This is a genomic window from Rathayibacter sp. AY1E2, from assembly GCF_002932325.1.
In the GTDB taxonomy this organism is placed as follows: Bacteria; Actinomycetota; Actinomycetes; order Actinomycetales; family Microbacteriaceae; genus Rathayibacter.
This window is the reverse complement of sequence record NZ_PSVO01000007.1, coordinates 85,187-106,135: the sequence shown is the minus strand read 5'-3', so window position 1 is coordinate 106,135 and position 20,949 is coordinate 85,187. Positions and strand designations below refer to the sequence as shown.

Genomic DNA, 20,949 nt, shown 5'->3' with positions numbered 1-20,949 from the left:
TACCCTACGCGGGCATCCCGCTCAAATCGAGCCGCGGACGACGCTGCCCTCGGACTCCGGGGCGGCCTCGCCGAGGCGGGCGCGGACGAGGTCGCGGTTGATCGCGGAGGCGACCTGGGCGCCCGATCCGGCGGCGACGATCAGCTGCTGCGGGCCGGGAGGGGTGACCTCGCCGGCGGCGTAGAGGCCGGGGACGGACGTGCGGCCACCGGCGTCGACGCGGAGGAAGCCGTCGGCGTCGCGGTCGGGGCCGGCCGCGTCCAGGTAGTCCAGCGCGGGCGTCCAGACGGGGCGGACGAACGCGCCGGTGCGCGGCACGACGTCGCCGTCGACGAGGCGGACGCCGGTCATCTCGGCGCGCTCCCCGGCGAGGTCGGCGACCGGGCGCCGGTCGACCCGGATGCCGATGGAGGCGAGCAGCGACTCGTCGGCGTCGCTCACCGTCCCGACGCCGTTGGTGAAGACGATCAGGTCGGTCGACCACTGCGAGAGGAGCATGGCCCGCTCCGCGAGGTCGTCGGTCTCGCCGATCAGGGCGAGCGCCTCCCCCGCCTTCTCGTAGCCGTCGCACTCCATGCAGCTGTGCACGGCGGTGCCGTAGTAGGCGCGCAGGCTCGGGAGCGCGGGCGGCGTCTCGAGGAGCCCCGCGGCGACCACGACGGCGGTGGCGACGACGGAGCGGTCCGCGCTGCCGCGCACGCCGCGCGCGCCGACCACGAACTCGCCGCCGGAGCGCTCGACCGATGTGACGAGGGCGTTGTGCACCTCGGCGGCCTCGTAGCGCTCGAACTCCTCGCGGCCGAGGCGGCGCAGCTCGAGCGGCGAGATGCCGTCGCGGGTGAGGAACCCGTGCGAGTGCAGGGTCGCGGCGTTCCGCGGGCGGTTGCTGTCGAGCAGCAGCACGCTGCGGCGCGCCCGGACGAGGTTGAGCGCGGTCGAGAGCCCGGCGGGGCCCCCGCCGATCACGACGACGTCGTAGCGTCCGCCGACCGTCTCCGCCACGGTCAGGCCTGCCGGGAGGTGCCGAGGTGAGCGCCCAGGCGGTCGAGGCGGGCGATCGACTCCTGCTTGCCGAGGATCTCCATCGACTCGAACAGCGGCGGCGAGACGCGGCGTCCGGAGACCGCCGTGCGCAGCGGCCCGTAGGCGATGCGGGGCTTGAGGCCGAGGCCCTCGATCAGCGCGGAGGCGAGCGCCTCCTGGATCGAGGCCGTCAGCCACTCGGACGCGGGGACGAGCTCGAGGGCGCCGATCGAGGCGGCGAGCACCTCGCCGGCGTTCGCGGGCAGGCCCTTCAGCGCGTCCTCGTCGTACTCGAGCGCGTCGGACGCGGTGAAGAGGAACCCGAGCATGCCGGGGGCCTCCCCGAGCAGGCCGATCCGCTCCTGCACGAGGGGTGCGGCGGCGTCGAGCACGGCGCGCTGCTCGGCGGTCGGCTCGCCCGCGAGCACTCCGGCCGCCACGAGGTACGGGATCGTCCGCTCGGTGAAGTCGTCGACGGCCAGGAGACGGATGTGGTCGCCGTTGATCGACTCGGCCTTCTTGAGGTCGAAGCGGGCCGGATTGGGGTTCACGTCGGCGACGTCGAAGGCGGCGACCATCTCGTCGATCGAGAAGACGTCGCGGTCGTGCGTGAGCGACCAGCCGAGCAGGGCGAGGTAGTTGACCAGGCCCTCCGGGATGAAGCCGCGGTCGCGGTGGTGGAAGAGGTTCGAGGACGGGTCGCGCTTGGAGAGCTTCTTGCTGCCGTCGCCCATCACGTACGGGAGGTGCCCGAAGCGCGGGACGAAGGTCGTCACTCCGATGTCGATCAGCGCGTGGTACAGCGCGATCTGCCGGGCGGTCGAGGGGAGGATGTCCTCGCCGCGCAGCACGTGGGTGATCTGCATGATCGCGTCGTCGACCGGGTTCACCAGCGTGTAGAGCGGCTGGCCGTTGGGGCGCACCACGACGAAGTCGCTGAAGGAGCCGGCGGGGAACGTGATCGGGCCGCGGACCAGGTCGTCGAAGGACAGGTCGGCGTCCGGCACGCGCAGGCGCAGCGCCGGGGCGCGGCCCTCGGCGCGGAAGGCGGCGCGCTCCTCCTCGGTGAGATCGCGGTCGTGGTTGTCGTACCCGTGCTGCTTCGCGCGGCCGGCCGCCTCGTTGCGCGCGTCGATCTCCTCGGCCGTGGAGTAGCTCTCGTAGAGGTGCCCCGAGGCCGTCAGGCGCGCGATCACGTCGAGGTAGACATCGGTGCGCTCGGACTGCCGGTACGGGCCGTGCGGGCCGCCGACTCCGACGCCCTCGTCCCAGTCGAGCTTCAGCCAGCGCAGCGCGTCGAGGATCTGCTCCACGCTCTCCTCGCTGTCGCGGGCGGCGTCCGTGTCCTCGATGCGGAAGACGAACGTGCCGCCGGTGTGGCGCGCGTACGCCCAGTTGAACAGGGCGGTGCGGATGAGGCCGACGTGCGGGGTCCCGGTCGGCGAGGGGCAGAAGCGGACGCGGACGTCGCTCCCGGTCGCGGTCGTGAACGGGTGCGCGTCCGGCGCGCTTTCCAGGGGCGGGGTGAGCTCAGACATACGAGGCCGATCCTACCGGCGGGAGCCGGTGCGGCGCCCGGGATCGCGGGGGGCCGTGGCGCCTCCGCCCCGGGCACGGTGCGCGCCTCGCGGCGACTGCTTCTACCGGACAGCACTGCTCCGAGTCAACGGACTCCCCGAGCGAGCAGGAGCGGTGGTGCGCTGACCTCGGGCCTCTCGTCGAGAGGGCCCGAGCGCCGCACCGCAGGCCGCGCCGGGCCTCCGCGCGAGCGTGCCCGGAAGGAGCACTGATGAGCACGATCGATCTCGACCCCCGCACCGACCGCCCGAGCGCCCTCACCGAGGCGGCACGGGAGGAGAAGGACGCCCGCACGCTCTCGCTCTTCCAGGCCGCGGTGAGCGCGGAGGCCGCCGAGGGCGCGCGCATCCGCGAGCGCATCGTGCTCGACCACCTGGGCCTGGCCGAGGCCATGGCCCGCCGGGTCTCCCGGAGCGGAGGCGACTGGGCGGATCTGCGCCAGGTCGCCTACGTGGGCCTCGTGAAGGCCGCCCGCCGCTTCACTCCCGAGCGCGGCGACAGCTTCGCCGCGTTCGCCGTCCCCACGATCACCGGCGAGCTCAAGCGCCACCTCCGCGACCTCGGCTGGATGATCCGGCCGCCGCGCGGCGTGCAGGAGCTGCACCGCCGCTCCGCCGTCGTCGCCGACGAGCTCGCGCAGGAGCTCGGCCGGCACCCCACCGACCAGGAGATCGCCCGCCGCCTCGGAGTGGACGCGACGGAGGTGGCCGACGCGCGCCTCGCGGGGCATCCGCTCTCCCTCGACGAGACCGTGGGCGAGGGGGGCGTCGGCCTGGGCGACACCCTCGGCGGCGAGGACGACCGGCTGCTCGAGATCGACCGGCGGCACGGGCTCGCCGAGGCCCTCGCCGAGCTCGAGGAGGGCCAGCGCGAGCTCCTCCGGATGCGCTTCGTCGAGGAGCGGACCCAGCAGCAGATCGCCGACGCGCTGGGGACGACGCAGATGCAGGTCTCGCGCCTGCAGCGGCGGATCCTCGCGCAGCTCGCCGACCGGCTCGGCGCCCCCTCGCGCAGCCATCAGCCGCGCGCTCCCCGGGCCCGCGTGGCCACGGTCACTCCGGTCCGACCGGCGACGCGGCTGAAGTCCGCCTGAGGTGGGCCTCGGCACGCGACGGGAGCGACGAGAGGGCGGCGAGGACGTCGTCGACCTGGACCGCGAGCAGCGCCGGGTCCGGCTCGGCGGAGAAGACGTCGCCGCGGCGGAGGGAGGCGTCGGTCAGCACGACGTGCGGCCCCGAGGCCGGAGGGCCCCAGGCCTCGGGCGGTGCCGGACCGAAGATCACGACCGAGGGGACGCCGTACGCGGAGGCGAGGTGCGCGGCTCCGGTGTCGACGGTCACCACGACCTCGGCGGCCGCGACGACCGCGGCGAACCCGCTGAGCGCGAGCTCCCCCGCCAGCACCTCGCCCGTGCCGGCGAGCTCGGCGACGCGGCGGGCGCGGTCGGCCTCGTTCGCGCCTCCGGTGTAGACGACGCGGTGCCCCTCGGCGGCGAGGGAGCGGGCCACCGCGGCGAAGCGCTCCTCCGGCCACTCGCGCGAGCCGTAGAAGGCCCCGATGTGCACGACGGCGGCTCCGGGGGCCGAGGCGGGCTCCTCCGGGACGGCGATCGCGACGTCCTCGGGGTCGGCGTCGAGACCGATCGAGTTCACCAGGCGGGCCCAGCGGGCGCGCTCGAGCTCGCCGTCGATCCAGAGCGGCCGCGGGTCCTCCGGGCCCGCGCCCGGGTCCAGCGCCGGGACGCGGAACTCGAGCGTGCGCTCGGGCGCGATCTCGCGCAGCCGCAGCCGCGACTCCGGGCCGTTGCCGTGGAGGTTCACGCCGAGCTCGACCCGGCCGGCGGCCATCGGCAGCGGGTCGTCGAGTCCGCGGAGGGTGGGCACGAGCGCGTCCAGTCCCTCGACCAGGTCGACGATCGGCTCGAGCCAGGGCGTGGTCGCCATGATCAGCCGGTGGTCCGGGAAGCCGCGGCGCAGGGCCTTGAGCGCCGGGACGGCGACGAGCAGGTCGCCGAGCTTGAGGGCGCGCAGCGCGAGGATCTCCGGAGTCCCGTCCGGGGCGGTGAGAGCGCGCACGGCGCCTCCTTCCTGTCGGAGTCCCCGTACCCCGCTGCGCGCACCTCAGACGCGCCGCCCGCAGATGCGAGCGACGCGCCCGGAGGGACCGACTTCTCCGGAAGGGGGTTTACATCCCCGGTCGAGGGGTACGAGGAGAAGGTGAACGACTCCTCCTCCCGGAGCGCCGACGAGCGCGCGAGGGCCCCGCGCCTGCGGGGGATCCTCTTCGACCGCGATGCGACGCTCGTGGTCGACGTGCCCTACAACGGCGACCCGGCGCAGGTCTCCCCGATGCCCACCGCCCTCGCCGCGGTCGAGCGGGCGCGCGAGGCGGGGCTGGCCGTGGGCGTGGTCACCAACCAGTCCGGGATCGCCCGCGGGATCATCGACCGCGGCCAGGCCGACGCGGTGAACCGGCGCGTGGACGAGCTCTTCGGCGGCTTCGACGTGTGGATGCTCTGCCCCCACGGCCCGGAGGACGGCTGCTCCTGCCGGAAGCCCCGGCCCGGCATGGTGCTCGGCGCCGCCGAGCAGCTGGGACTGCCGGCCCGCTCCCTCGCCGTGATCGGCGACATCGGGGCCGACGTCGGCGCCGCCGCCGCGGCCGGCGCCCGTGGAGTGCTGGTGCCGACTCCGATCACCCGCGCCGAGGAGGTGGACGCCGCTCCGCTGCAGGCGGCGACGCTCCTCGAGGCGGTCGAGCTGCTGCTCGCGATGCGGCCCGACGAGGACGCCGAGTGAAGCGCCGCGTGCTCGTCGCCCGCCTGGACAGCGCGGGAGACGTCCTGCTGTGCGGACCCGCCGTCCGCGCGATCGCGGCCGACGCCGAGGTGCTGCTGCTGAGCGGTCCGCAGGGAGCGCCCGCGGCCGCGCTGCTGCCGGGTCCCTCCTCCGTCCGCACCTGGTGGTGCCCGTGGATCGGCGACGCCTCCCGCCCCGTCGACTCCGAGCTCGTCGACGAGCTGCGCGCGATCGTCGAGGAGTTCGCGCCGGACGAGGCCGTGATCCTCACCTCCTTCCACCAGTCGCCGCTTCCGCTGGCCCTGCTGCTCCGCCTCGCCGGTGTCGCCCGCATCACGGGCGCCTCGGTCGACTTCGCGGGCGCCCTGCTCGATGTGCGCCTCGTCCCGGGCGAGACCCTCGAGGAGGACCAGCCGGAGCCGGAGCGCGCGCTCGCGATCGCGGCGGCGGCCGGCTTCGCGCTGCCCGCCGGCGACGACGGACGGCTCCGCGTGCGCCGCGAGGGCGTGCTGCCCGCCGCTCTCGAGGGGATCGGCCCCTACGCGGTCGTGCACCCCGGGGCAGCCGTCCCCGCCCGCGCCTGGCCCGCGGCGAACGCGGCCCGCGCCGTCGAGCTGCTGGCGGACGCGGGCCTCGCCGTCGTCGTCACCGGCGGCCCGGGCGAGCGCTCCCTCACAGCCGAGGTCGCGGGCTCCCGCGGCATCGACCTCGGCGGGGCGACGGACTTCCCCGGCGCCGCCGAGGTGCTGGCCGGCGCCGAGGTCGTGATCTGCGGCAACACCGGCCCCGCGCACCTCGCCGCCGCGGTCGGCACCCCCGTGGTCAGCCTCTTCGCGCCGGTCGTCCCGGCCGTGCGCTGGGCGCCCTACGGCGTCCCGGTCGCGCTGCTCGGCGACCAGGAGGCGCCCTGCGCCGGCTCGCGCGCCCGCGTGTGCCCCGTCCCCGGCCATCCCTGCCTCGCGGGAGTGAGCGCCGAGGAGGCGGTCGCCGCCGCCCTCCGACTCCGACCCACGACTTCCCCGAGAGAGGCCATCGCATGAGGATCCTGCTCTGGCACGTGCACGGCGGCTGGGCGGACGCCTTCGTCCGCGGCGCCCACACCTACCTGCTCCCCACGACTCCGGCCCGCGACGGCTGGGGCCTGGGCACCGGCGGCCGCGACTGGCCGAGCGCCGTCGAGATCGCGCCCGAGGAGCTGCACGACGCCGACGTCGACGCGGTCCTCCTCCAGAGGCCCGAGGAGCTCGCCGAGGCCGAGCGCCTGCTCGGGCGACGCCTCGGCCGCGACGTGCCCGCCGTCTACGTGGAGCACAACACCCCCCGCGGGGACGTGCCGGACAACCGCCACCCGCTCGCCGACCGCGACGACCTGCTGATCGTCCACGTCACCCACTTCAACGCCCTGATGTGGGACACCGGATCGACGCGGACGACGGTGATCGAGCACGGGATCCACGACCCGGGTCCCCTCTACACCGGCGAGCTGCCGCACTTCGGCGTGGTCGTCAACGAGCCCGTCCGCCGGGGCCGGGTCGCCGGGACCGACCTGCTCCCCCGCTTCGGCGCGGTCGCTCCGCTGGACGTCTTCGGGATGAAGACCGACCGGCTCGCCGAGCTGCCGGGCCTGGAGGACGTGACGGTCCTCGGCGACGTCCGCACGCAGGCGATGCACGCGGCCCTGGCCCGCCGCCGGGTCTACCTGCACCCGTTCCGCTGGACCTCCCTCGGCCTCGCGCTGCTGGAGGCGATGCACCTCGGGATGCCCGTCGTCGCGCTCGACGTGACGGAGGCGGGGCGCGCCGTCCCGCCCGAGGCCGGAGCGGTCTCGAACGACCTCGACGCCCTCGTCGCCTCGGCCCGGGCGCTCGTCGAGGACCCGGACCGCGCCGCCCGCGCCGGCGCCGTCGCCCGCGAGGCCGCGCTCGCGCGCTACGGCCTCGCCCGGTTCCACCGCGACTGGGACGAGGTCCTCGCCGACCTCCCCGGACGCCGGTCGCCGGAGCCCGCTCTGGAAGGGAGCACCCGATGAAGCAGCACCTCTCCGCCGCGCCCGCGCTGACGATCGCCATGGTCTCGGAGCACGCGAGCCCGCTGGCGACCCTCGGCGGCGTCGACGCCGGCGGCCAGAACGTCCACGTGGCGGCGCTCGCCGACGCGCTCGCCCGCCGCGGCCACCGCGTCGTCGTCTACACCCGCCGCGACGACCCCTCCCTCCCCCGGCGCGTGCCCTTCACCTCGGGAGTCGAGGTCGTGCACATCGACGCCGGACCGCCGCGCCGGGTGTCCAAGGACGAGCTGCTGCCCTTCATGGGCGACTTCTCCGTCGACCTCGCCGAGGAGTGGCTGCAGGAGCGGCCGGACCTCGTGCACAGCCACTTCTGGATGTCCGGGGTCGCCGCGCTCGACGCCTCCGAGCGGGTGGAGCGCGCCACCGGGCGGCGCGTGCCCGTCCTCCACACCTTCCACGCGCTGGGCGTGGTCAAGCGCCGCCAGCAGGGCGCGCTCGACACCAGCCCCGAGGAGCGCGCCTGGCTCGAGCCCGGAGTGGGTCAGAAGGCCGACGGCGTCGTCGCCACCTGCTCGGACGAGGCCTTCGAGCTCAAGGGGCTCGGCGTGCCGACCTCGCGCATCTCGGTGGTGCCCTGCGGAGTCGACATCGACCGGTTCTCGGTCGAGGGCCCGGTCGCGCCCCGCGGCGAGCGCTCGCGGCTGATGACCATCGGACGCCTGGTGCCGCGCAAGGGCATGGGCATCGCGATCGAGGCGCTCGCGCACCTGGTCGCGGCCGGACACGACGCCGAGCTCGTCGTCGTCGGGGGCTCCGGCTCCGGCGACGCGCTGACCGCGGACCCGGAGTACCAGCGGCTGCACGGCGTCGCCGAGAGCCTCGGCGTCGCGGACCGCGTCGACTTCGTCGGCCAGCTCTCGCAGACCGAGATGCCCGCGATGCTCCGCTCGGCCGACGTCGTGGTCTGCGCGCCCTGGTACGAGCCGTTCGGCATCACTCCGCTCGAGGCGATGGCCTGCGGCGTGCCGGTCGTCGCCTCCTCCGTGGGCGGCCTGATCGACACCGTGGTCGAGGACGTCACCGGGGTCCACGTGCCTCCGCGCGATCCGGTCGCCCTGGCCGCCGCCCTCGGCTCGCTGCTGGAGGACCCCGACCGCGCCCGCGCCTACGGGGCCGCCGGACGCGAGCGCGTCGAGTCCCGCTACTCCTGGGACCGCGTCGCCGCCGACACCGAGCGCGCCTACGTCACGACCCTCGCCGGCCTCGGCGACGAGTCGCTCCTCACCGGCGCCACGAGCGCACCCTCATCCCCCACCACCCGGAAGGCGGCTCCGCGACGATGACCATCGACAGCGCGACCATCGACACCGTTCTGGACACCCCGGCCGACGCCGCCCGGCGCCTCGTCGACGACCACGTGGCGCGCGCGCTCGACGCGGTCGCGCAGCTGGAGCGCCACTCCGAAAGGATCGCCGCCTGGGGCGTCGAGCTCGCCGACCGCCTGCACTCCGGCGCGCGCCTGCTCGCCGCGGGGAACGGCGGCTCCGCGGCCGAGGCGCAGCACCTCACCGCCGAGCTCGTCGGCCGCTTCGACGGCGACCGCGTCCCCTTCTCCGCCATCTCGCTGCACGCCGAGACGTCGAGCCTGACCGCGATCGGCAACGACTACGGCTTCGACCACGTGTTCTCGCGCCAGGTCACCGCGCACGCCCGGACAGGGGACGTCGTGGTGCTGCTCTCCACCAGCGGACGCAGCGCGAACCTCCTCCACGCCGCGGAGGCCGCCCGTGCGGCGGGCGCCCGGTCGTGGGCGCTGACCGGCGAGGGGCCGAACCCGCTCACCGAGCTCTGCGACGAGGCGATCGCCCTCGAGGGCCACGGCTCCAACGTGCAGGAGGCGCAGCTGGTGCTCGTGCACGCGCTCTGCCGGGCCTTCGAGCACCGGATCCGCGCACGGACGGCGGCCGCCTCGTGAGCCGCCTGCGCCTCGTCGTCGTCGGCGACGTGATGCTCGACGTCGACCTCTCCGGACCCGCCGAGCGGCTGAGCCCGGACGCCCCCGTCCCCGTGGTCGACGTGTCGGCCCGCAGTGCCCGCGCCGGCGGTGCCGGACTCGTCGCCCGGATGCTCGCCCGCGACGGGCACGAGGTGACGCTGGTGACCGCGCTCGCCGAGGACTCGGATCCGGACGTGGCGGAGCTGCGCGCCGAGCTGTCCGGCGTCCGCCTGGTCGCCGGGCCCTCGGGAGCGCCGACGCCGGTGAAGACCCGCGTCGCCGCCTCCGGCCAGGCCGTGGTGCGGATCGACCGCGGCTGCGAGACGCCGCCCGTCCCCGGCGTCACCGACGCGATGCTCGCCGCGCTCGCCGATGCCGACGCCGTGATCGTCGCCGACTACGGCCGCCGCCTGACCGAGGACCCGTCGCTCCGCACGGCGCTCGACGCGCTCACCGTGCCGCTGGTGTGGGATCCGCACCCGCGGGGCTCGCAGCCGGTCGCCGCCACCTCCCTCGCCACCCCGAACCTGGCCGAGGCCACCGCCTTCTCGGGAGCCGTCGGCCGCGGAGTGACGCGCGCCGAGTCCGCCGCGACCACCCTCCTCGAGCGCTGGGGCTGCGGTGCGGTCACCGTGACGATGGGATCCTCCGGCGCCCTGCTGCGCTCCCGCGGCGCCGGCGTCCCGGTCGTCGCACCGGCCGTCGCCGTGCCGCCCACCGACCCGTGCGGCGCGGGCGACCGGTTCGCCGCCTCCGCCGCCGTCGCCCTCGCCGAGGGTGCGAGCACGTCGGAGGCGGTGCAGGCGGCGGTCGCCGCAGCCGGCGCCTACCTCCTCGCGGGAGGGGTCGCCTCCCTCTCCGCTCCCGCCGACCCCGCACCCCTCCACGGCGGCGGTGTGGACGCCCTGCGCGTCGCCGAGTCCGTCCGCGCGGCAGGAGGAACAGTGGTCGCGACGGGCGGCTGCTTCGACCTGCTCCACGCCGGCCATGCCCGCACCCTCTCCGCAGCACGCGCTCTCGGCGACTGCCTGATCGTCTGCCTCAACTCGGACGACTCCGTCCGGCGCCTCAAGGGCGCGGCGCGGCCGATCATCCCCGAGGACGACCGCGTCGACCTGCTGCTCGCGCTCGAGTGCGTCGACGCCGTGCTGGTCTTCGGCGAGGACACGCCGGACGAGGCGCTGCGCCGCATCCGCCCCGACGTCTGGGTGAAGGGCGGCGACTACTCCGCCGAGTCCCTCCCCGAGACGGCGACGGTGGGGGAGTGGGGCGGCCGGGTCCTGACCGTGCCGTACCACCCGGGCCGCTCGACCACCCATCTCGCCGCCGCGCTCGCGCGCGTCGGCTGACCCGCGGCCCACGAGGCCCGCAGACCACCCCCGGAAGGAAACCATGAGCACCACTCCCACCCCCATCGGCCGCGTCCTGATCACCGGAGGAGCCTCCGGGCTCGGTGCGGCCGTCGCCGCCGCGGTCACCGCCGCCGGCGGCACCCCGATCGTGCTCGACCGCGACGTCTCGTCGGTGAAGGAGGGCGTCGCCGCCTACCAGGTCGACGTCGCGAAGACCCGCGAGGCCGAGAAGGCGGTCGTCGAGATCGCCCGCGAGCACGGCGGGCTCGACGCCGTCGTGACCGCGGCCGGCATCGACCGCTGCGGCCGCCTCGTCGACGTGGAGCCGGAGGAGTGGGAGCGCGTCATCTCCGTCAACCTCCTCGGTACCGCGGCCGTCGTCCGGGCGGCGCTGCCCTTCCTCACCGAGACCCACGGCCGCGTCGTCACCGTCGCCTCCTCGCTCGCGATCAAGGCCGTCTCGGACGCGACCGCGTACTGCGCCTCGAAGTTCGGCGTGCTCGGCTTCACCCGCGCGCTCGCGGCCGAGACCAAGGGCGAGATCGGAGTGACCACGCTGATCCCGTCGGGCATGAAGACGCGCTTCTTCGACGACCGCGACGAGCAGTACAAGCCGGGTCCGGACGCGCTGCTGAACGACCCGGAGAACGTGGCGAACGCCGTCATGTTCGTCCTCGGCCAGCCGCGCGGCTGCGAGGTCCGCGAGCTCGTCATCACGCACGAGGAGGAGCCGTCCTGGCCGTGATCCGCTGACGCGGACCCCGGGATCCCCCCTGCTGCGAGATGCCACCTGTGACGCCGACACGCCGATGTCGAGCACCACAGGTGGCATCTCGCGGTTCAGCGGGTGGAGGCGAGCACTCCGCGGACGTCCTCGAGCACGCGGTCGACCGGCACGTCGTCGACGAAGGTGAGCTCGTGCTCGCAGCGCGGAGCCGTCCAGCCCACCTGCGTCACATCGATGCCGCAGACCGGGCAGCGGGTGGTCCAGCTCAGCTGCACCCGGTGGCGCTGCCGTCCGAGGGGCTGCGCGTTGATCGCGTTGCCCACCCAGAAGATGCCGACCGTCGGAGCACCGACCGCGGCGGCGAGATGGCGGGGGCCGGAGTCGTTGCCGAGCACGAGGTCGGCGAGCGAGAGCAGCGGTGCCAGGTCCGGGAGGTCCACGACGCCCGCCCAGGAGACCGCTCCCGGCGCTCCGGCGACGATCTCATCGGCGGCGGGCACGTCGGAGGCGTCTCCCACCACCAGCACTCGCGCTCCGTCGTCGAGGAGAGCGGTCGCCACCTCGGCGAACGACGCGCTCGGCCAGCGGCGGCGGACATCGGTCGCTCCGGGATGGATCAGCACGAGCGGGCCGCCCGCGGGCAGCACTGCGGCCAGGCGGTCGCGGCGCTCCGGGTCGACGGGCAGGACGGGCTCCAGGCGGACGGCTCCGGCCCCGGCCAGCCCGACGATCTCGAGCGCCCGCAGCATCTCGTGCTGGTAGTAGACGTAGGGGATCGTGCGCTCGAGCTCCGCGGCGTCGTCGGTGCGCGACCCGATCGTGTGGCGCGCGCCGAGGCGCTGGAGGAACGGGTTGGAGTAGCGCCCGCCGCCGTGCAGCTGCACGGCCAGGTCGAAGCGGCGCGCGCGCATCCGCTCGGTGAAGTCCTCGACGACCCGGGGGTCCTCCCCCTCTCCGTCGCGAACGCCCTGCGCCACCGGCAGGATCTCGACGTCGGCGATCGGCGACTCGACGCCCGTCAGCAGGACCCGGTGCGCGGGCGTCCCGAGCAGGGTGATCTCGGCTCCCGGGTAGGCGGCCGCGAGGGCGTCGACGGCGGGCAGCGCGAACAGCAGGTCGCCGAGTCCGCCGCCGCGCAGGACGGCGATCCTCTCGACTCCGGCGAAGGGCTCTCGGAGGGGGGCGATGGCGACCACGACGGGTTCCTCTCAGGTGCGGAGGGCGCGCGGGCGCCGCTCCGGGGACGGTGCACTCCTCCACTTCCCCGCCGGGGCCGATCCGAAACCGGATCGGGGGCGAGCCCGTCTCCGATCCGGGGGCGGATTCCGGAGGCGGCGTGTCTAGGCGCGCACCACCCGGGTACCGGACGGATGCGTCCGCCACTCCGCGGGCGCCCCCGACCGAGAGGTGACCGTGACCATCGACATCACGACCCCCGCCACGACCGCCGCCGACGCCGTCCGCCGCGCGCGGACCGCGTTCCCCGCGTGGGACGACACCGCGCCCGCCGAGCGCGGCGCCCTGCTCCGTGCCGCCGCCCACCGCGTGGCCGAGCGCGAGCAGGAGCTCGCCGACCTCAACACGCAGGAGACGGGCAAGCCCGCCGGCGACGCGCTGGGCGGCGTGCGCGCCGGTGTCGACACGCTGCTCCAGTACGCCGAGCTCGGCCCGCTGCACCGCGGGAGGAGCCTGCGCGGAGGGGCCCTCAACGTCGATCTCGCCCTGCCGCACCCGCGCGGTGTCGTTCTCGCCCTCACTCCGTGGAACGACCCGGTCGCCGTCGCCGCGGGCCTCCTGGGCGCCGCGATCGTCTCCGGGGACGTCGTCGTGCACAAGCCGAGCGAGCGCAGCCCGGGGACGGGCGCCCTCTTCACGAGCATCCTCGCCGAGGCGCTGCCCGAGGGCGTGCTGACCCTGGTCGAGGGCGACGGGGCGGTCGGCGACGAGCTGGCGCGCACCGAGGGCGTCGACGTCCTCGCCCACGTCGGCTCGACCGCCACCGGCCGCGCGCTCGCCCGGGTCGCCGCCGTCACCGGCGCGCACGTGATCCTCGAGAACGGCGGCAACGACGCGCTCGTCGTCGACCGCGACGTCGACCCGGTCTGGGCCGCCGAGCAGGCCGCGCTGGGCGCCTTCGCCAACGCCGGCCAGATCTGCACCTCCGTCGAGCGGATCTACGTGCACCGCGACATCGCCGAGGCGTTCACGGCGGCGCTCGTCGCCGAGGCCGATCGCTGGAGCGCGGGCCCGCTCCCCCGCCTCGTCGACGCCCGCATGCGCGACGCCGTCCACGAGCACGTCACGGAGGCGCTCGGCAGCGGCGCGCGCGCCCTCACCGGCGGCACTCCCGGGGACGGCACCTTCTACCCCGCGACGGTCCTGGCCGACTGCACCGAGTCGATGCTGGTGATGACGGAGGAGACCTTCGGGCCCGTCGCGCCGATCCGCGTCGTCGACTCCTTCGACGAGGGCCTGGACCTGGCCGCCGCGAGCCCCTACGGCCTGGCCGCCGCGATCCTCACCGCCGACATGGAGCACGCGCACCGCGCCGCGGCGACGCTGCCGGTCGGCACCGTCAAGGTCAACGGCGTCTTCGGAGGAGCGCCGGGCGGCAGCGCCCAGCCCCGCGGAGCGTCCGGCTCCGGCTTCGGCTACGGCCCGGAGCTGCTCGACGAGATGACCACCACCACGGTCGTGCACTTCGGCCTGCCCGTTCTGCCGGGAGGCGCGCGATGAGCCTCGAGGGCTCGGCGCTCCAGCGGGCGAGCGCCCTCCTGGCGCACGTCCACGAGCGCCCGCCGGTCGTCGCCGTGATCGGGGACCTCATCCTCGACTCCTGGTGGCTCGGCGAGGCGGAGCGCGTCACGCGGGAGGCGCCCGCGCCGGTCCTGCGGCTCGAGGACGTCGTCGACGTCGCGGGCGGGGCCGCCAACACCGCCGCCAACCTGCGCGCGCTGGGCGCCGTCGTCCGCACGGTCGGCGTGGCCGGTCGCGACTCCGAGGGCGACCGGCTCGTGCGCGCGCTAGAGCGGGCCGGCCTGGACACCTCCCGGGTCGTCCGCACCGGCGCCGCGACGACGATCAAGACCCGCGTGGTCGGCGGCGACAGCGTGATGCTGCGCGTCGACTCCGGCCCGCACCGCCCGGCCGACGACGAGCTGGCCCTGCTCGCCGGTGCCGCCGCCGAGGCCGCCGCGGGCGCCGACGCCGTCCTGGTCTGCGACTACGGCTCGGGGATCCTCCGCGAGGCCGTCGAGCGCCTGCTCGCCGTCGGGCGCCCCGGCCTCCTCGTGGTCGACGCGCACGAGCTCGCCGACTGGGCCTTCGCCCGGCCGGACCTCGTCACTCCGAACGCCAAGGAGGCGGAACGGCTGCTCGGCGGCTCCCTCGGCCGCGGGACGGAGCGGGCCGCCGCCGTGCGCGACGCGGCGGACGACCTGCGCGCCCGCTCGGGCGCCCGGCACGTCGTGGTCACCCTCGACCGGGACGGCTCCGCCGCCCTCGACGCCGACGGCACGGTCAGCCGCACCTTCGCTCAGCCCGCGGAGGAGAAGCAGGCGTCCGGCGCCGGAGACACCTTCGCCGCGACCGCCACCCTCGCCCTCGCCGCCGGCCGCTCCCTGGCCACCGCCGTCGATCTGGCGCAGGCCGCCGCCGACGTGGTCGTGCAGCGCCCCGGTACCTCCGTCTGCTCGGGCGACGACCTGCTCGCCTCCCTCGCCGCTCCCGGCGCCGTCGTGCTCGGCGAGGACGCCCTCGTCGAGGTCCTCGCGGAGCAGTCGCGCCGCGGTCGCCGCGTGGTGTTCACCAACGGCTGCTTCGACGTCCTGCACCGCGGCCACACCGCCTACCTCCGCCAGGCCCGCGAGCTCGGCGACGTGCTCGTGGTCGCGGTGAACGACGACGACTCCGTCCGGCGGCTGAAGGGCGAGGGACGGCCGATCAACCCGGAGGGCGACCGCGCGGGCGTGATCGCCGAGCTGGGCTGCGTCGACTACGTGACGCTCTTCGGCGGAGACACCCCCATCCCGCTGCTCGAGCGCGTGCAGCCCGACGTCTACGTGAAGGGCGGGGACTACAACCCCGACATGCTCGCGGAGGCGGCCGTCGTCCGCTCCTACGGGGGCGTCGTCACCACGGTCGGCTACGTCTCGGAGCACTCCACGACCGAGATGGTCCAGCGCATCCGATCGGCCGCGCCGTGACCAGCCGCCGGTGGTCCGGGCGCTGGGGGGTCCCCGAGGCTCCCCGGCAGCCGCAGATCGACGTGCTGGTGCCGACGGTCGGCCGCCGTGCCGAGCTCGCCGCCACGCTCGCCGGACTCGCCGCCCAGGACGACCCGCCCTTCCGCGTGATCGTCAGCGACCAGTCCGACGACGCGGTCGCCGAGAGCGACCCGACGATCCTCGCGATGCTGCGCGTGCTGGAGGCGCAGGGCCGGGCTCCGGTGGTGCGCCGGCACCTGCCCCGGCGCGGGCTCGCGGAGCAGAGGCACTACCTCCTCTCCCTCGCCACCGCCCCGGCCGTCCTCTTCCTCGACGACGACGTGTGGCTCGAGCCGGGCACGCTCTCGCGGCTGCACGAGGCCCTCGAGCGCCTCGACTGCGGCTTCGTCGGCTCCGCGGTGCAGGGCCTGTCCTACCTCGAGGACGTGCGCCCGCACGAGACCGAGTCGTTCGAGACCTGGGAGGAGCGCGTGGAGCCCGAGCGGGTGCGGCGCGGAACCCCGGAGTTCGAGCGCTGGCCGCTGCACAACGCGGCCAATCTCACGCACGTCGCCGCCCGCCTCGACGTCCCGGAGGGCGCCTGGCGCGCGTACCGGGTCGCCTGGCTGGGCGCGTGCGTCCTCTACCGCCGCGACGCCCTCCTGGCCGTCGGCGGCTTCGACTTCTGGGAGCAGCTGCCCCCGGAGCACAGCGGTGAGGACGTCGCCGCGCAGTGGCGCGTCATGGAGCGCTTCGGCGGCGCGGGCCTGGTGCCCAGCGGCGCCGTGCACCTCGAGACGCCCACGACGGTCACCGACCGGCGCGTCGACGCCTTCGACCGGCTCTTCGCCGAAGAGCACTCGTAACACTCAGCAAGGCGACGAAAGGACAGCACGATGGACGCACCCAACCCGATCCAGATCCAGAAGTACCTCTCGGGCATCGACTACCCCGCCTCGAAGGACACGATCGTCGAGACCGCCGAGAAGGAGGGCGCGGACGGCGACGTCCTCGAGGCCCTCCGTGCGATCCCGGACGGCGACTACGAGAAGCCCACCGACGTGAGCTCGGCCGTCTCGAAGGTCTGACCACCCTCCGCGGGACGCCGCTCCGGTGCACGGCACGCCGTGCCTGCCGTACCGGAGCGGCGTCCCGCGAGCGACGATCGGCCGGCGCGGAGAGCCGGGGTCAGGCGGAGGCGTGCTCGCGCTCGCGCAGGACGCCGGACTCGAGCGCCTGGAACGACAGCACCTTGTAGCCCTCGGACTCGAAGAAGATCGTCGCCCGGTCGGCCTCCACGCTCATCACGGTGCCGGCGCCCCACTCGCGGTGCTCCACCGACTCGTCGACGCTCAGAGGGGCGTCCACGGGCGCCTCGACGGTCTCGCCGCTCGCCTCGTGCCGCTCGCAGCCGTCGCAGTTGCCGCACCACTCGGCCGACTCCACGCCGAAGTAGTCCAGCAGGACCCGGCGGCGGCACTGGCTGGTCTCCGCGTACGCGCGCATCATCGACAGGCGCGACTCCGCGATCCGCTCGCGGGAGGCCAGAGCCTCCTTCACCGCGTGCACGGCCTCGTCGCCCGAGGCCTCGCGCGTCGCGCGCAGACCGGACCCGGTCTCCACCAGCCCCGCGTCCGCGAGATCGTTGACGATCCGGGCGATCGTGCGGGCCGGCTTCCCCAGCTCCTTCGCGAGAGCCGCGGAGTCGAGCCCCGGCTGCTCCGAGACGGCCGCCCAGATCACGCGCAGCGCGGCCTTGTCGACCGAGCGCTTGGCGAAGAAGCGGCGGAGACCCAGGTCCTCGGCGCGGTAGTGCAGCGCGCCCGTCGCCGGCTCGCCGTCGCGGCCCGCGCGGCCGATCTCCTGGTAGTACGCGTCGAGCGACTCGGTGGTCGTCGCGTGCAGCACGAAGCGGACGTCGGCCCGGTCGATGCCCATCCCGAAGGCCGAGGTCGCGACGACGACGTCGAGCTCGCCGGCGCGCCACTGCTCGTGCACGACCTTGCGCTCGGACACCTTGAGTCCGGCGTGGTACGCCGCGACCCGGCGCCCCTCCGCCGCGATGTCGGCCGCGTAGGCCTCCGTCTCCTTGCGGGTGGCGACGTAGACCAGGCCCGGAGCCGTCCAGCTGCGCGCCTCCTCGACCACGGCGGCGCGCTTCTCGTTCTCGCTCTCGTGGCGGTGCACCACCAGCCGGATCTCCGGACGGTCGACGCCGTGCACCTGGATCTCGGGGTCGGTCATCCGGAGGCGCTCGATGATCTCGTCGCGCACCGGCCCGGAGGCGGTGGCGGTCATCGCGAGCACCGGCGGTTCGCCGAGCTCGCCGCGCACATCGGCCAGGCGGAGGTAGTCGGGGCGGAAGTCGTGGCCCCAGGAGGAGACGCAGTGCGCCTCGTCGACGACCAGGAGCGACACTCCCGCGGCCGCCAGACGCGCCACGTTCTCGGGCTTGGCGAGCTGCTCGGGCGCCAGGAGCACGTAGAGCGGGCCGCCCTCGTCGATCCGGTCCCAGGCGCGGGCGACGGCCGCGGCGCCCTGGGAGGAGTTGATCGCGACGGCGGGCGGGGCCGCCGGAGCCGCCTCGATCGCGGCGAGCTGGTCGGCCTGCAGGGCGACGAGCGGGGAGACGACCAGGACGACGCCGCCGCGCTCGGCTCCGGCGATCTGGTAGACCGCGGACTTGCCGCCGCCCGTCGCCAGCACCAGCAGCGTGTCGCGCCCGGAGGCCGCCGACTCGATCGCCTCGCGCTGACCAGGGAGCAGCGACGACCAGCCGAAGTCCTCCCGGGCGATGCGGCTGACGGAGTCGGTGCGGGAGGAGTTCATAGCTCGACGCTACGACCAGACGGCCCCGTAGGCAGTCCGCTTGACAGCGCCGGGGAGCACGGTGAAGGCGCGTCGCCCGGCCTCGCGGCCCGCCTCTGCCCCCTCGTCCCCGCGCTGTCAACGTCCTGCGGAGGGGCCCGTCGCGTGCTGGGCTGGAGCCCCGACGAGAGGAGCCGACATGGCCGACCAGAACGTGAACGAGGACCTTCCCGGATCCGGCGGCGACGCCGTTCCGAACACCGGCGGCGCGCAGACGGTGCTGCCCGGCGAGGACGCGGCCGACGCCTCCGCCGCGGGGGCCGCTCCCGGGGGCACCGCGATCGACCGCGGTGTCACGGACGCCGTGACCGACGGCGACAGCGGAGGGGACACCGTCTCCGGCGACGCCGACCTGCCGGACGAGACCGAGGGCGCGGTCGGCAGCGACCCGGCGAGCGCCGACTGACGTCCCGCTCGGACGTGTCCGGCCCGCCGGATCCGAGGATCCGCGCGGGCCGGAGGCGCTCGTCCCTCCGCGGAGGAGGGCCCGGGCTCAGCGCCGGACGACCACCGGGTTGAACAGCGTGCCGATGCCCTCGACGTCCACCGCGACGGCGTCCCCGTTCGCGATCGGCCCGACGCCGGCGGGCGTCCCGGTGAGGATCACGTCCCCGGGGAGCAGCGTGAAGATGCGCGAGACGTAGGCCACGAGCTCGGGCACCCCGTGGATCATGTCGCCGGTGCTGCCCGACTGCTGCACGCGCCCGTTGACGCGCGTCTCGATCGCGCTCTCGTTCCAGACGAACTCGGTCTCGATGACCGGGCCGAGCGGGCAGAAGGTGTCGTAGCCCTTCGCCCGCGCCCACTGGCCGTCGGAGCGCTGGAGGTCGCGTGCGGTGACGTCGTTGGCGATCGTGTACCCGAAGACCACGTCCTCGTAGTCCTCCGCACGGACGTTGCGGGCCACGGCGCCGATCACGATCGCCAGCTCGCCCTCGAACTCGACCTGCTGGCTGTCCTCGGGGAGGACGATCGCCTCGTCCGGGCCGATGACCGACGTGTTCGGCTTGAGGAACACCAGCGGCTCCGCCGGGGCGTCGCCGCCCATCTCGGCCGCGTGGTCGGCGTAGTTCCTGCCGATGCCGACGATCTTGGAGCGCGGGATCACCGGCGCGAGGAGCTTCGCCTCCGCGATCGGGATGCGCTCCCCCGTGGTGTCGAACCCGGCGAACATCGGGTCGCCGGCGAGCACGACCAGGTCGTCCTCGTCCACGATCCCGAAGTGGATCGCTCCCCCGTTGTCCCCGTCGCGCTGCGTGGCGAATCGTGCGATCTTCATGCGTCCAGCCTCGTCATCCATCCGTGCGTGTCCTCGCGGCGTCCGTACTGGATGCCGGTCAGCTCCTCGCGGAGCGACATCGTGAGCTCCCCGGCGGGCGCGCCCTCGCGGCCGACGGAGAAGCCCTCGCCCTTGAGCTCGGCGATCGGGGTGATCACGGCGGCGGTCCCGCAGGCGAACACCTCGGCCACGTCGCCGGAGGCCACCCCGTCGCGCCACTCGTCGATGCTCACGCGGCGCCGCTCGACGCGGTGGCCGCGGTCCTCGGCGAGCTGCAGGACGCTGTCGCGCGTGATGCCCTCGAGGATGGAGTCCGATTCCGGGGTGACCAGCGTGCCGTCCTTCTTCACCAGCACCACGTTCATGCCGCCGAGCTCTTCGATCCACTGCGACTCCTGCGAGTCGAGGAAGAGGACCTGCGCGCAGCCGTGGCTGTAGGCCTCCTGCTGTGGAAGGAGGGAGGAGGCGTAGTTGCCACCCGTCTTCGCCGCTCCCGTGCCGCCCTTGCCCGCCCGGGCGTAGGAGGTGGAGAGCCAGATCGACACAGGGGCGACCCCGCCCGAGAAGTAGGCGCCGGCGGGGCTGGCGATCACGTAGTAGCCGACGTCCTCGGCCGCGCGCACGCCGAGGAACGCCTCCTGCGCGAACATGAACGGGCGCAGGTAGAGGCTGGTCTCCGGTTCCGAGGGGACCCAGTCGCCGTCGACCGCGATCAGCTGCCGCAGCGACTCGACGAAGAGGTCCGTCGGGAGCTCCGGCAGCGCGAGACGGCGGGCCGAGCGCTGCAGGCGGCGCGCGTTCGCCTCCGGGCGGAAGGTCCAGACGGAGCCGTCCTCGTGGCGGTAGGCCTTCATCCCCTCGAAGATCTCCTGCGCGTAGTGCAGGACGGCGGCGGCGGGGTCGAGCGCGAGCGGGCCGTAGGGCTCGACGCGGGCGCTGTGCCAGCCGTCCGCGCGGGTCCAGCGGAGGCCGACCATGTGGTCGGTGAAGTGCATGCCGAAGCCGGGGTTCGCGAGGATCCGGGCGCGCTCCTCGGCGGAGCGGGGCGCGGGGGCGGCGGTCACCTCGAAGGCGAGGTCGGCGGGGGCGGAGTCGGTGCTCATCGTGGTGGTGTC

General features: G+C 75.0%; 20 protein-coding genes. 13 read left to right on the top strand and 7 right to left on the bottom strand.

From position 1 onward, the window contains the following. Positions 1–21: 21 nt before the first annotated feature. Together C5C49_RS07830 and gltX are read right to left on the bottom strand one after the other, a co-directional pair. Positions 22–1,002, bottom strand: a complete 981-nt coding sequence (locus C5C49_RS07830) for an NAD(P)/FAD-dependent oxidoreductase (protein WP_104276156.1) — start codon at positions 1,000–1,002, stop codon at positions 22–24. A 2-nt stretch (positions 1,003–1,004) separates the two neighbouring features. Further along, on the bottom strand, positions 1,005–2,561 hold the full coding sequence (gene gltX / locus C5C49_RS07825; protein WP_104233235.1) for a glutamate--tRNA ligase: 1,557 nt from the start codon (positions 2,559–2,561) through the stop codon (positions 1,005–1,007). A 251-nt stretch (positions 2,562–2,812) separates the two neighbouring features. On the opposite strand from gltX, the gene C5C49_RS07820 reads away from it, so the two are divergent. Continuing rightward, on the top strand, positions 2,813–3,694 hold the full coding sequence (locus C5C49_RS07820; RefSeq protein ID WP_104223520.1) for a sigma-70 family RNA polymerase sigma factor: 882 nt from the start codon (positions 2,813–2,815) through the stop codon (positions 3,692–3,694). Here the strand turns inward: C5C49_RS07820 and C5C49_RS07815 are convergent. Continuing rightward, on the bottom strand, positions 3,654–4,676 hold the full coding sequence (locus tag C5C49_RS07815) for a glycosyltransferase family 9 protein (protein WP_104345845.1): 1,023 nt from the start codon (positions 4,674–4,676) through the stop codon (positions 3,654–3,656). The two genes, C5C49_RS07820 and C5C49_RS07815, sit on opposite strands and share 41 nt — an antisense overlap. 141 nt (positions 4,677–4,817) lie before the next feature. Here C5C49_RS07815 and C5C49_RS16950 point away from each other — a divergent pair, with 141 nt between their 5' ends. From C5C49_RS16950 to C5C49_RS07785, 7 genes are read left to right on the top strand one after another with little or no spacing between them, the layout of a single operon-like run. After that, the gene (locus C5C49_RS16950; protein WP_181135731.1) at positions 4,818–5,399 is read left to right on the top strand and encodes an HAD-IIIA family hydrolase; all 582 of its coding nucleotides are present in this window, start codon (positions 4,818–4,820) and stop codon (positions 5,397–5,399) included. Next, positions 5,396–6,439, top strand: coding sequence for a glycosyltransferase family 9 protein (locus C5C49_RS07810; RefSeq protein WP_219814144.1), 1,044 nt, complete (start codon positions 5,396–5,398; stop codon positions 6,437–6,439). Before C5C49_RS16950 ends, C5C49_RS07810 begins: the two co-directional genes overlap by 4 nt. Beyond that, positions 6,436–7,428, top strand: coding sequence for a glycosyltransferase (locus C5C49_RS07805; protein ID WP_104233231.1), 993 nt, complete (start codon positions 6,436–6,438; stop codon positions 7,426–7,428). Before C5C49_RS07810 ends, C5C49_RS07805 begins: the two co-directional genes overlap by 4 nt. Positions 7,429–7,454: 26 nt before the next feature. Then, positions 7,455–8,750 (top strand): glycosyltransferase, encoded by a 1,296-nt coding sequence (locus C5C49_RS07800; RefSeq protein WP_104345867.1) that lies wholly within the window; start codon positions 7,455–7,457, stop codon positions 8,748–8,750. Further along, entirely contained in the window at positions 8,747–9,382 is a 636-nt protein-coding gene (locus C5C49_RS07795; RefSeq protein WP_104345844.1) for an SIS domain-containing protein, read from the top strand. The genes C5C49_RS07800 and C5C49_RS07795 overlap by 4 nt, the downstream gene beginning before the upstream one ends. Positions 9,383–9,387: 5 nt before the next feature. Continuing rightward, the gene (locus C5C49_RS07790) at positions 9,388–10,752 is read left to right on the top strand and encodes a PfkB family carbohydrate kinase (protein WP_104345868.1); all 1,365 of its coding nucleotides are present in this window, start codon (positions 9,388–9,390) and stop codon (positions 10,750–10,752) included. Between the two features lie 43 nt (positions 10,753–10,795). Beyond that, positions 10,796–11,500, top strand: a complete 705-nt coding sequence (locus C5C49_RS07785; RefSeq protein ID WP_104250150.1) for an SDR family oxidoreductase — start codon at positions 10,796–10,798, stop codon at positions 11,498–11,500. 95 nt (positions 11,501–11,595) lie between these two features. Here C5C49_RS07785 and C5C49_RS07780 read toward each other — a convergent pair whose 3' ends face one another. Further along, a complete protein-coding gene (locus C5C49_RS07780) occupies positions 11,596–12,678 on the bottom strand; it encodes a glycosyltransferase family 9 protein (RefSeq protein WP_104345843.1) in 1,083 nt (360 codons plus the stop codon). Between the two features lie 217 nt (positions 12,679–12,895). Between C5C49_RS07780 and C5C49_RS07775 the strand changes: the two genes are divergently transcribed. Genes C5C49_RS07775 through C5C49_RS07760 form a run of 4 tightly spaced genes read left to right on the top strand, consistent with a single transcriptional unit; the run spans position 12,896 to position 16,775 of the window. After that, positions 12,896–14,218, top strand: a complete 1,323-nt coding sequence (locus C5C49_RS07775; RefSeq protein ID WP_258068414.1) for an aldehyde dehydrogenase — start codon at positions 12,896–12,898, stop codon at positions 14,216–14,218. After that, positions 14,215–15,687 carry a D-glycero-beta-D-manno-heptose 1-phosphate adenylyltransferase gene (gene rfaE2 / locus C5C49_RS07770; protein WP_104345841.1) on the top strand — a complete coding sequence of 491 codons (1,473 nt, stop codon included), beginning with the start codon at positions 14,215–14,217 and terminating at the stop codon, positions 15,685–15,687. The genes C5C49_RS07775 and rfaE2 overlap by 4 nt, the downstream gene beginning before the upstream one ends. Beyond that, on the top strand, positions 15,684–16,553 hold the full coding sequence (locus tag C5C49_RS07765; RefSeq protein ID WP_104345840.1) for a glycosyltransferase family A protein: 870 nt from the start codon (positions 15,684–15,686) through the stop codon (positions 16,551–16,553). Before rfaE2 ends, C5C49_RS07765 begins: the two co-directional genes overlap by 4 nt. A 30-nt stretch (positions 16,554–16,583) precedes the next feature. Continuing rightward, positions 16,584–16,775 (top strand): DUF2795 domain-containing protein, encoded by a 192-nt coding sequence (locus C5C49_RS07760; RefSeq protein WP_104223528.1) that lies wholly within the window; start codon positions 16,584–16,586, stop codon positions 16,773–16,775. A 100-nt stretch (positions 16,776–16,875) separates the two neighbouring features. Here C5C49_RS07760 and C5C49_RS07755 read toward each other — a convergent pair whose 3' ends face one another. Next, a complete protein-coding gene (locus tag C5C49_RS07755; protein ID WP_104345839.1) occupies positions 16,876–18,516 on the bottom strand; it encodes a RecQ family ATP-dependent DNA helicase in 1,641 nt (546 codons plus the stop codon). Positions 18,517–18,694: 178 nt separating this feature from the next. On the opposite strand from C5C49_RS07755, the gene C5C49_RS07750 reads away from it, so the two are divergent. Then, positions 18,695–18,961 carry a hypothetical protein gene (locus tag C5C49_RS07750; protein ID WP_104226254.1) on the top strand — a complete coding sequence of 89 codons (267 nt, stop codon included), beginning with the start codon at positions 18,695–18,697 and terminating at the stop codon, positions 18,959–18,961. A gap of 87 nt (positions 18,962–19,048) precedes the next feature. On the opposite strand, the gene C5C49_RS07745 is transcribed toward C5C49_RS07750, so the two are convergent. Continuing rightward, positions 19,049–19,834 (bottom strand): fumarylacetoacetate hydrolase family protein, encoded by a 786-nt coding sequence (locus C5C49_RS07745; RefSeq protein WP_104345838.1) that lies wholly within the window; start codon positions 19,832–19,834, stop codon positions 19,049–19,051. Further along, positions 19,831–20,937, bottom strand: a complete 1,107-nt coding sequence (locus C5C49_RS07740; protein WP_104345837.1) for a branched-chain amino acid aminotransferase — start codon at positions 20,935–20,937, stop codon at positions 19,831–19,833. Before C5C49_RS07740 ends, C5C49_RS07745 begins: the two co-directional genes overlap by 4 nt. Positions 20,938–20,949 lie beyond the last annotated feature (12 nt).

Excerpts from the sequence above, each read along its gene's own strand:
- gltX (WP_104233235.1), bottom strand. The coding sequence starts at position 2,561 with ATGTCTGAGCTCACCCCGCCCCTGGAAAGCGCGCCGGACGCGCACCCG.
- C5C49_RS07760 (WP_104223528.1), top strand. The coding sequence starts at position 16,584 with ATGGACGCACCCAACCCGATCCAGATCCAGAAGTACCTCTCGGGCATC.
- C5C49_RS07755 (WP_104345839.1), bottom strand. The coding sequence starts at position 18,516 with ATGAACTCCTCCCGCACCGACTCCGTCAGCCGCATCGCCCGGGAGGAC.
- C5C49_RS07820 (WP_104223520.1), top strand. The coding sequence starts at position 2,813 with ATGAGCACGATCGATCTCGACCCCCGCACCGACCGCCCGAGCGCCCTC.
- C5C49_RS07750 (WP_104226254.1), top strand. The coding sequence starts at position 18,695 with ATGGCCGACCAGAACGTGAACGAGGACCTTCCCGGATCCGGCGGCGAC.
- C5C49_RS07785 (WP_104250150.1), top strand. The coding sequence starts at position 10,796 with ATGAGCACCACTCCCACCCCCATCGGCCGCGTCCTGATCACCGGAGGA.
- C5C49_RS07740 (WP_104345837.1), bottom strand. The coding sequence starts at position 20,937 with ATGAGCACCGACTCCGCCCCCGCCGACCTCGCCTTCGAGGTGACCGCC.
- C5C49_RS07745 (WP_104345838.1), bottom strand. The coding sequence starts at position 19,834 with ATGAAGATCGCACGATTCGCCACGCAGCGCGACGGGGACAACGGGGGA.
- C5C49_RS07805 (WP_104233231.1), top strand. The coding sequence starts at position 6,436 with ATGAGGATCCTGCTCTGGCACGTGCACGGCGGCTGGGCGGACGCCTTC.
- C5C49_RS07795 (WP_104345844.1), top strand. The coding sequence starts at position 8,747 with ATGACCATCGACAGCGCGACCATCGACACCGTTCTGGACACCCCGGCC.
- rfaE2 (WP_104345841.1), top strand. The coding sequence starts at position 14,215 with ATGAGCCTCGAGGGCTCGGCGCTCCAGCGGGCGAGCGCCCTCCTGGCG.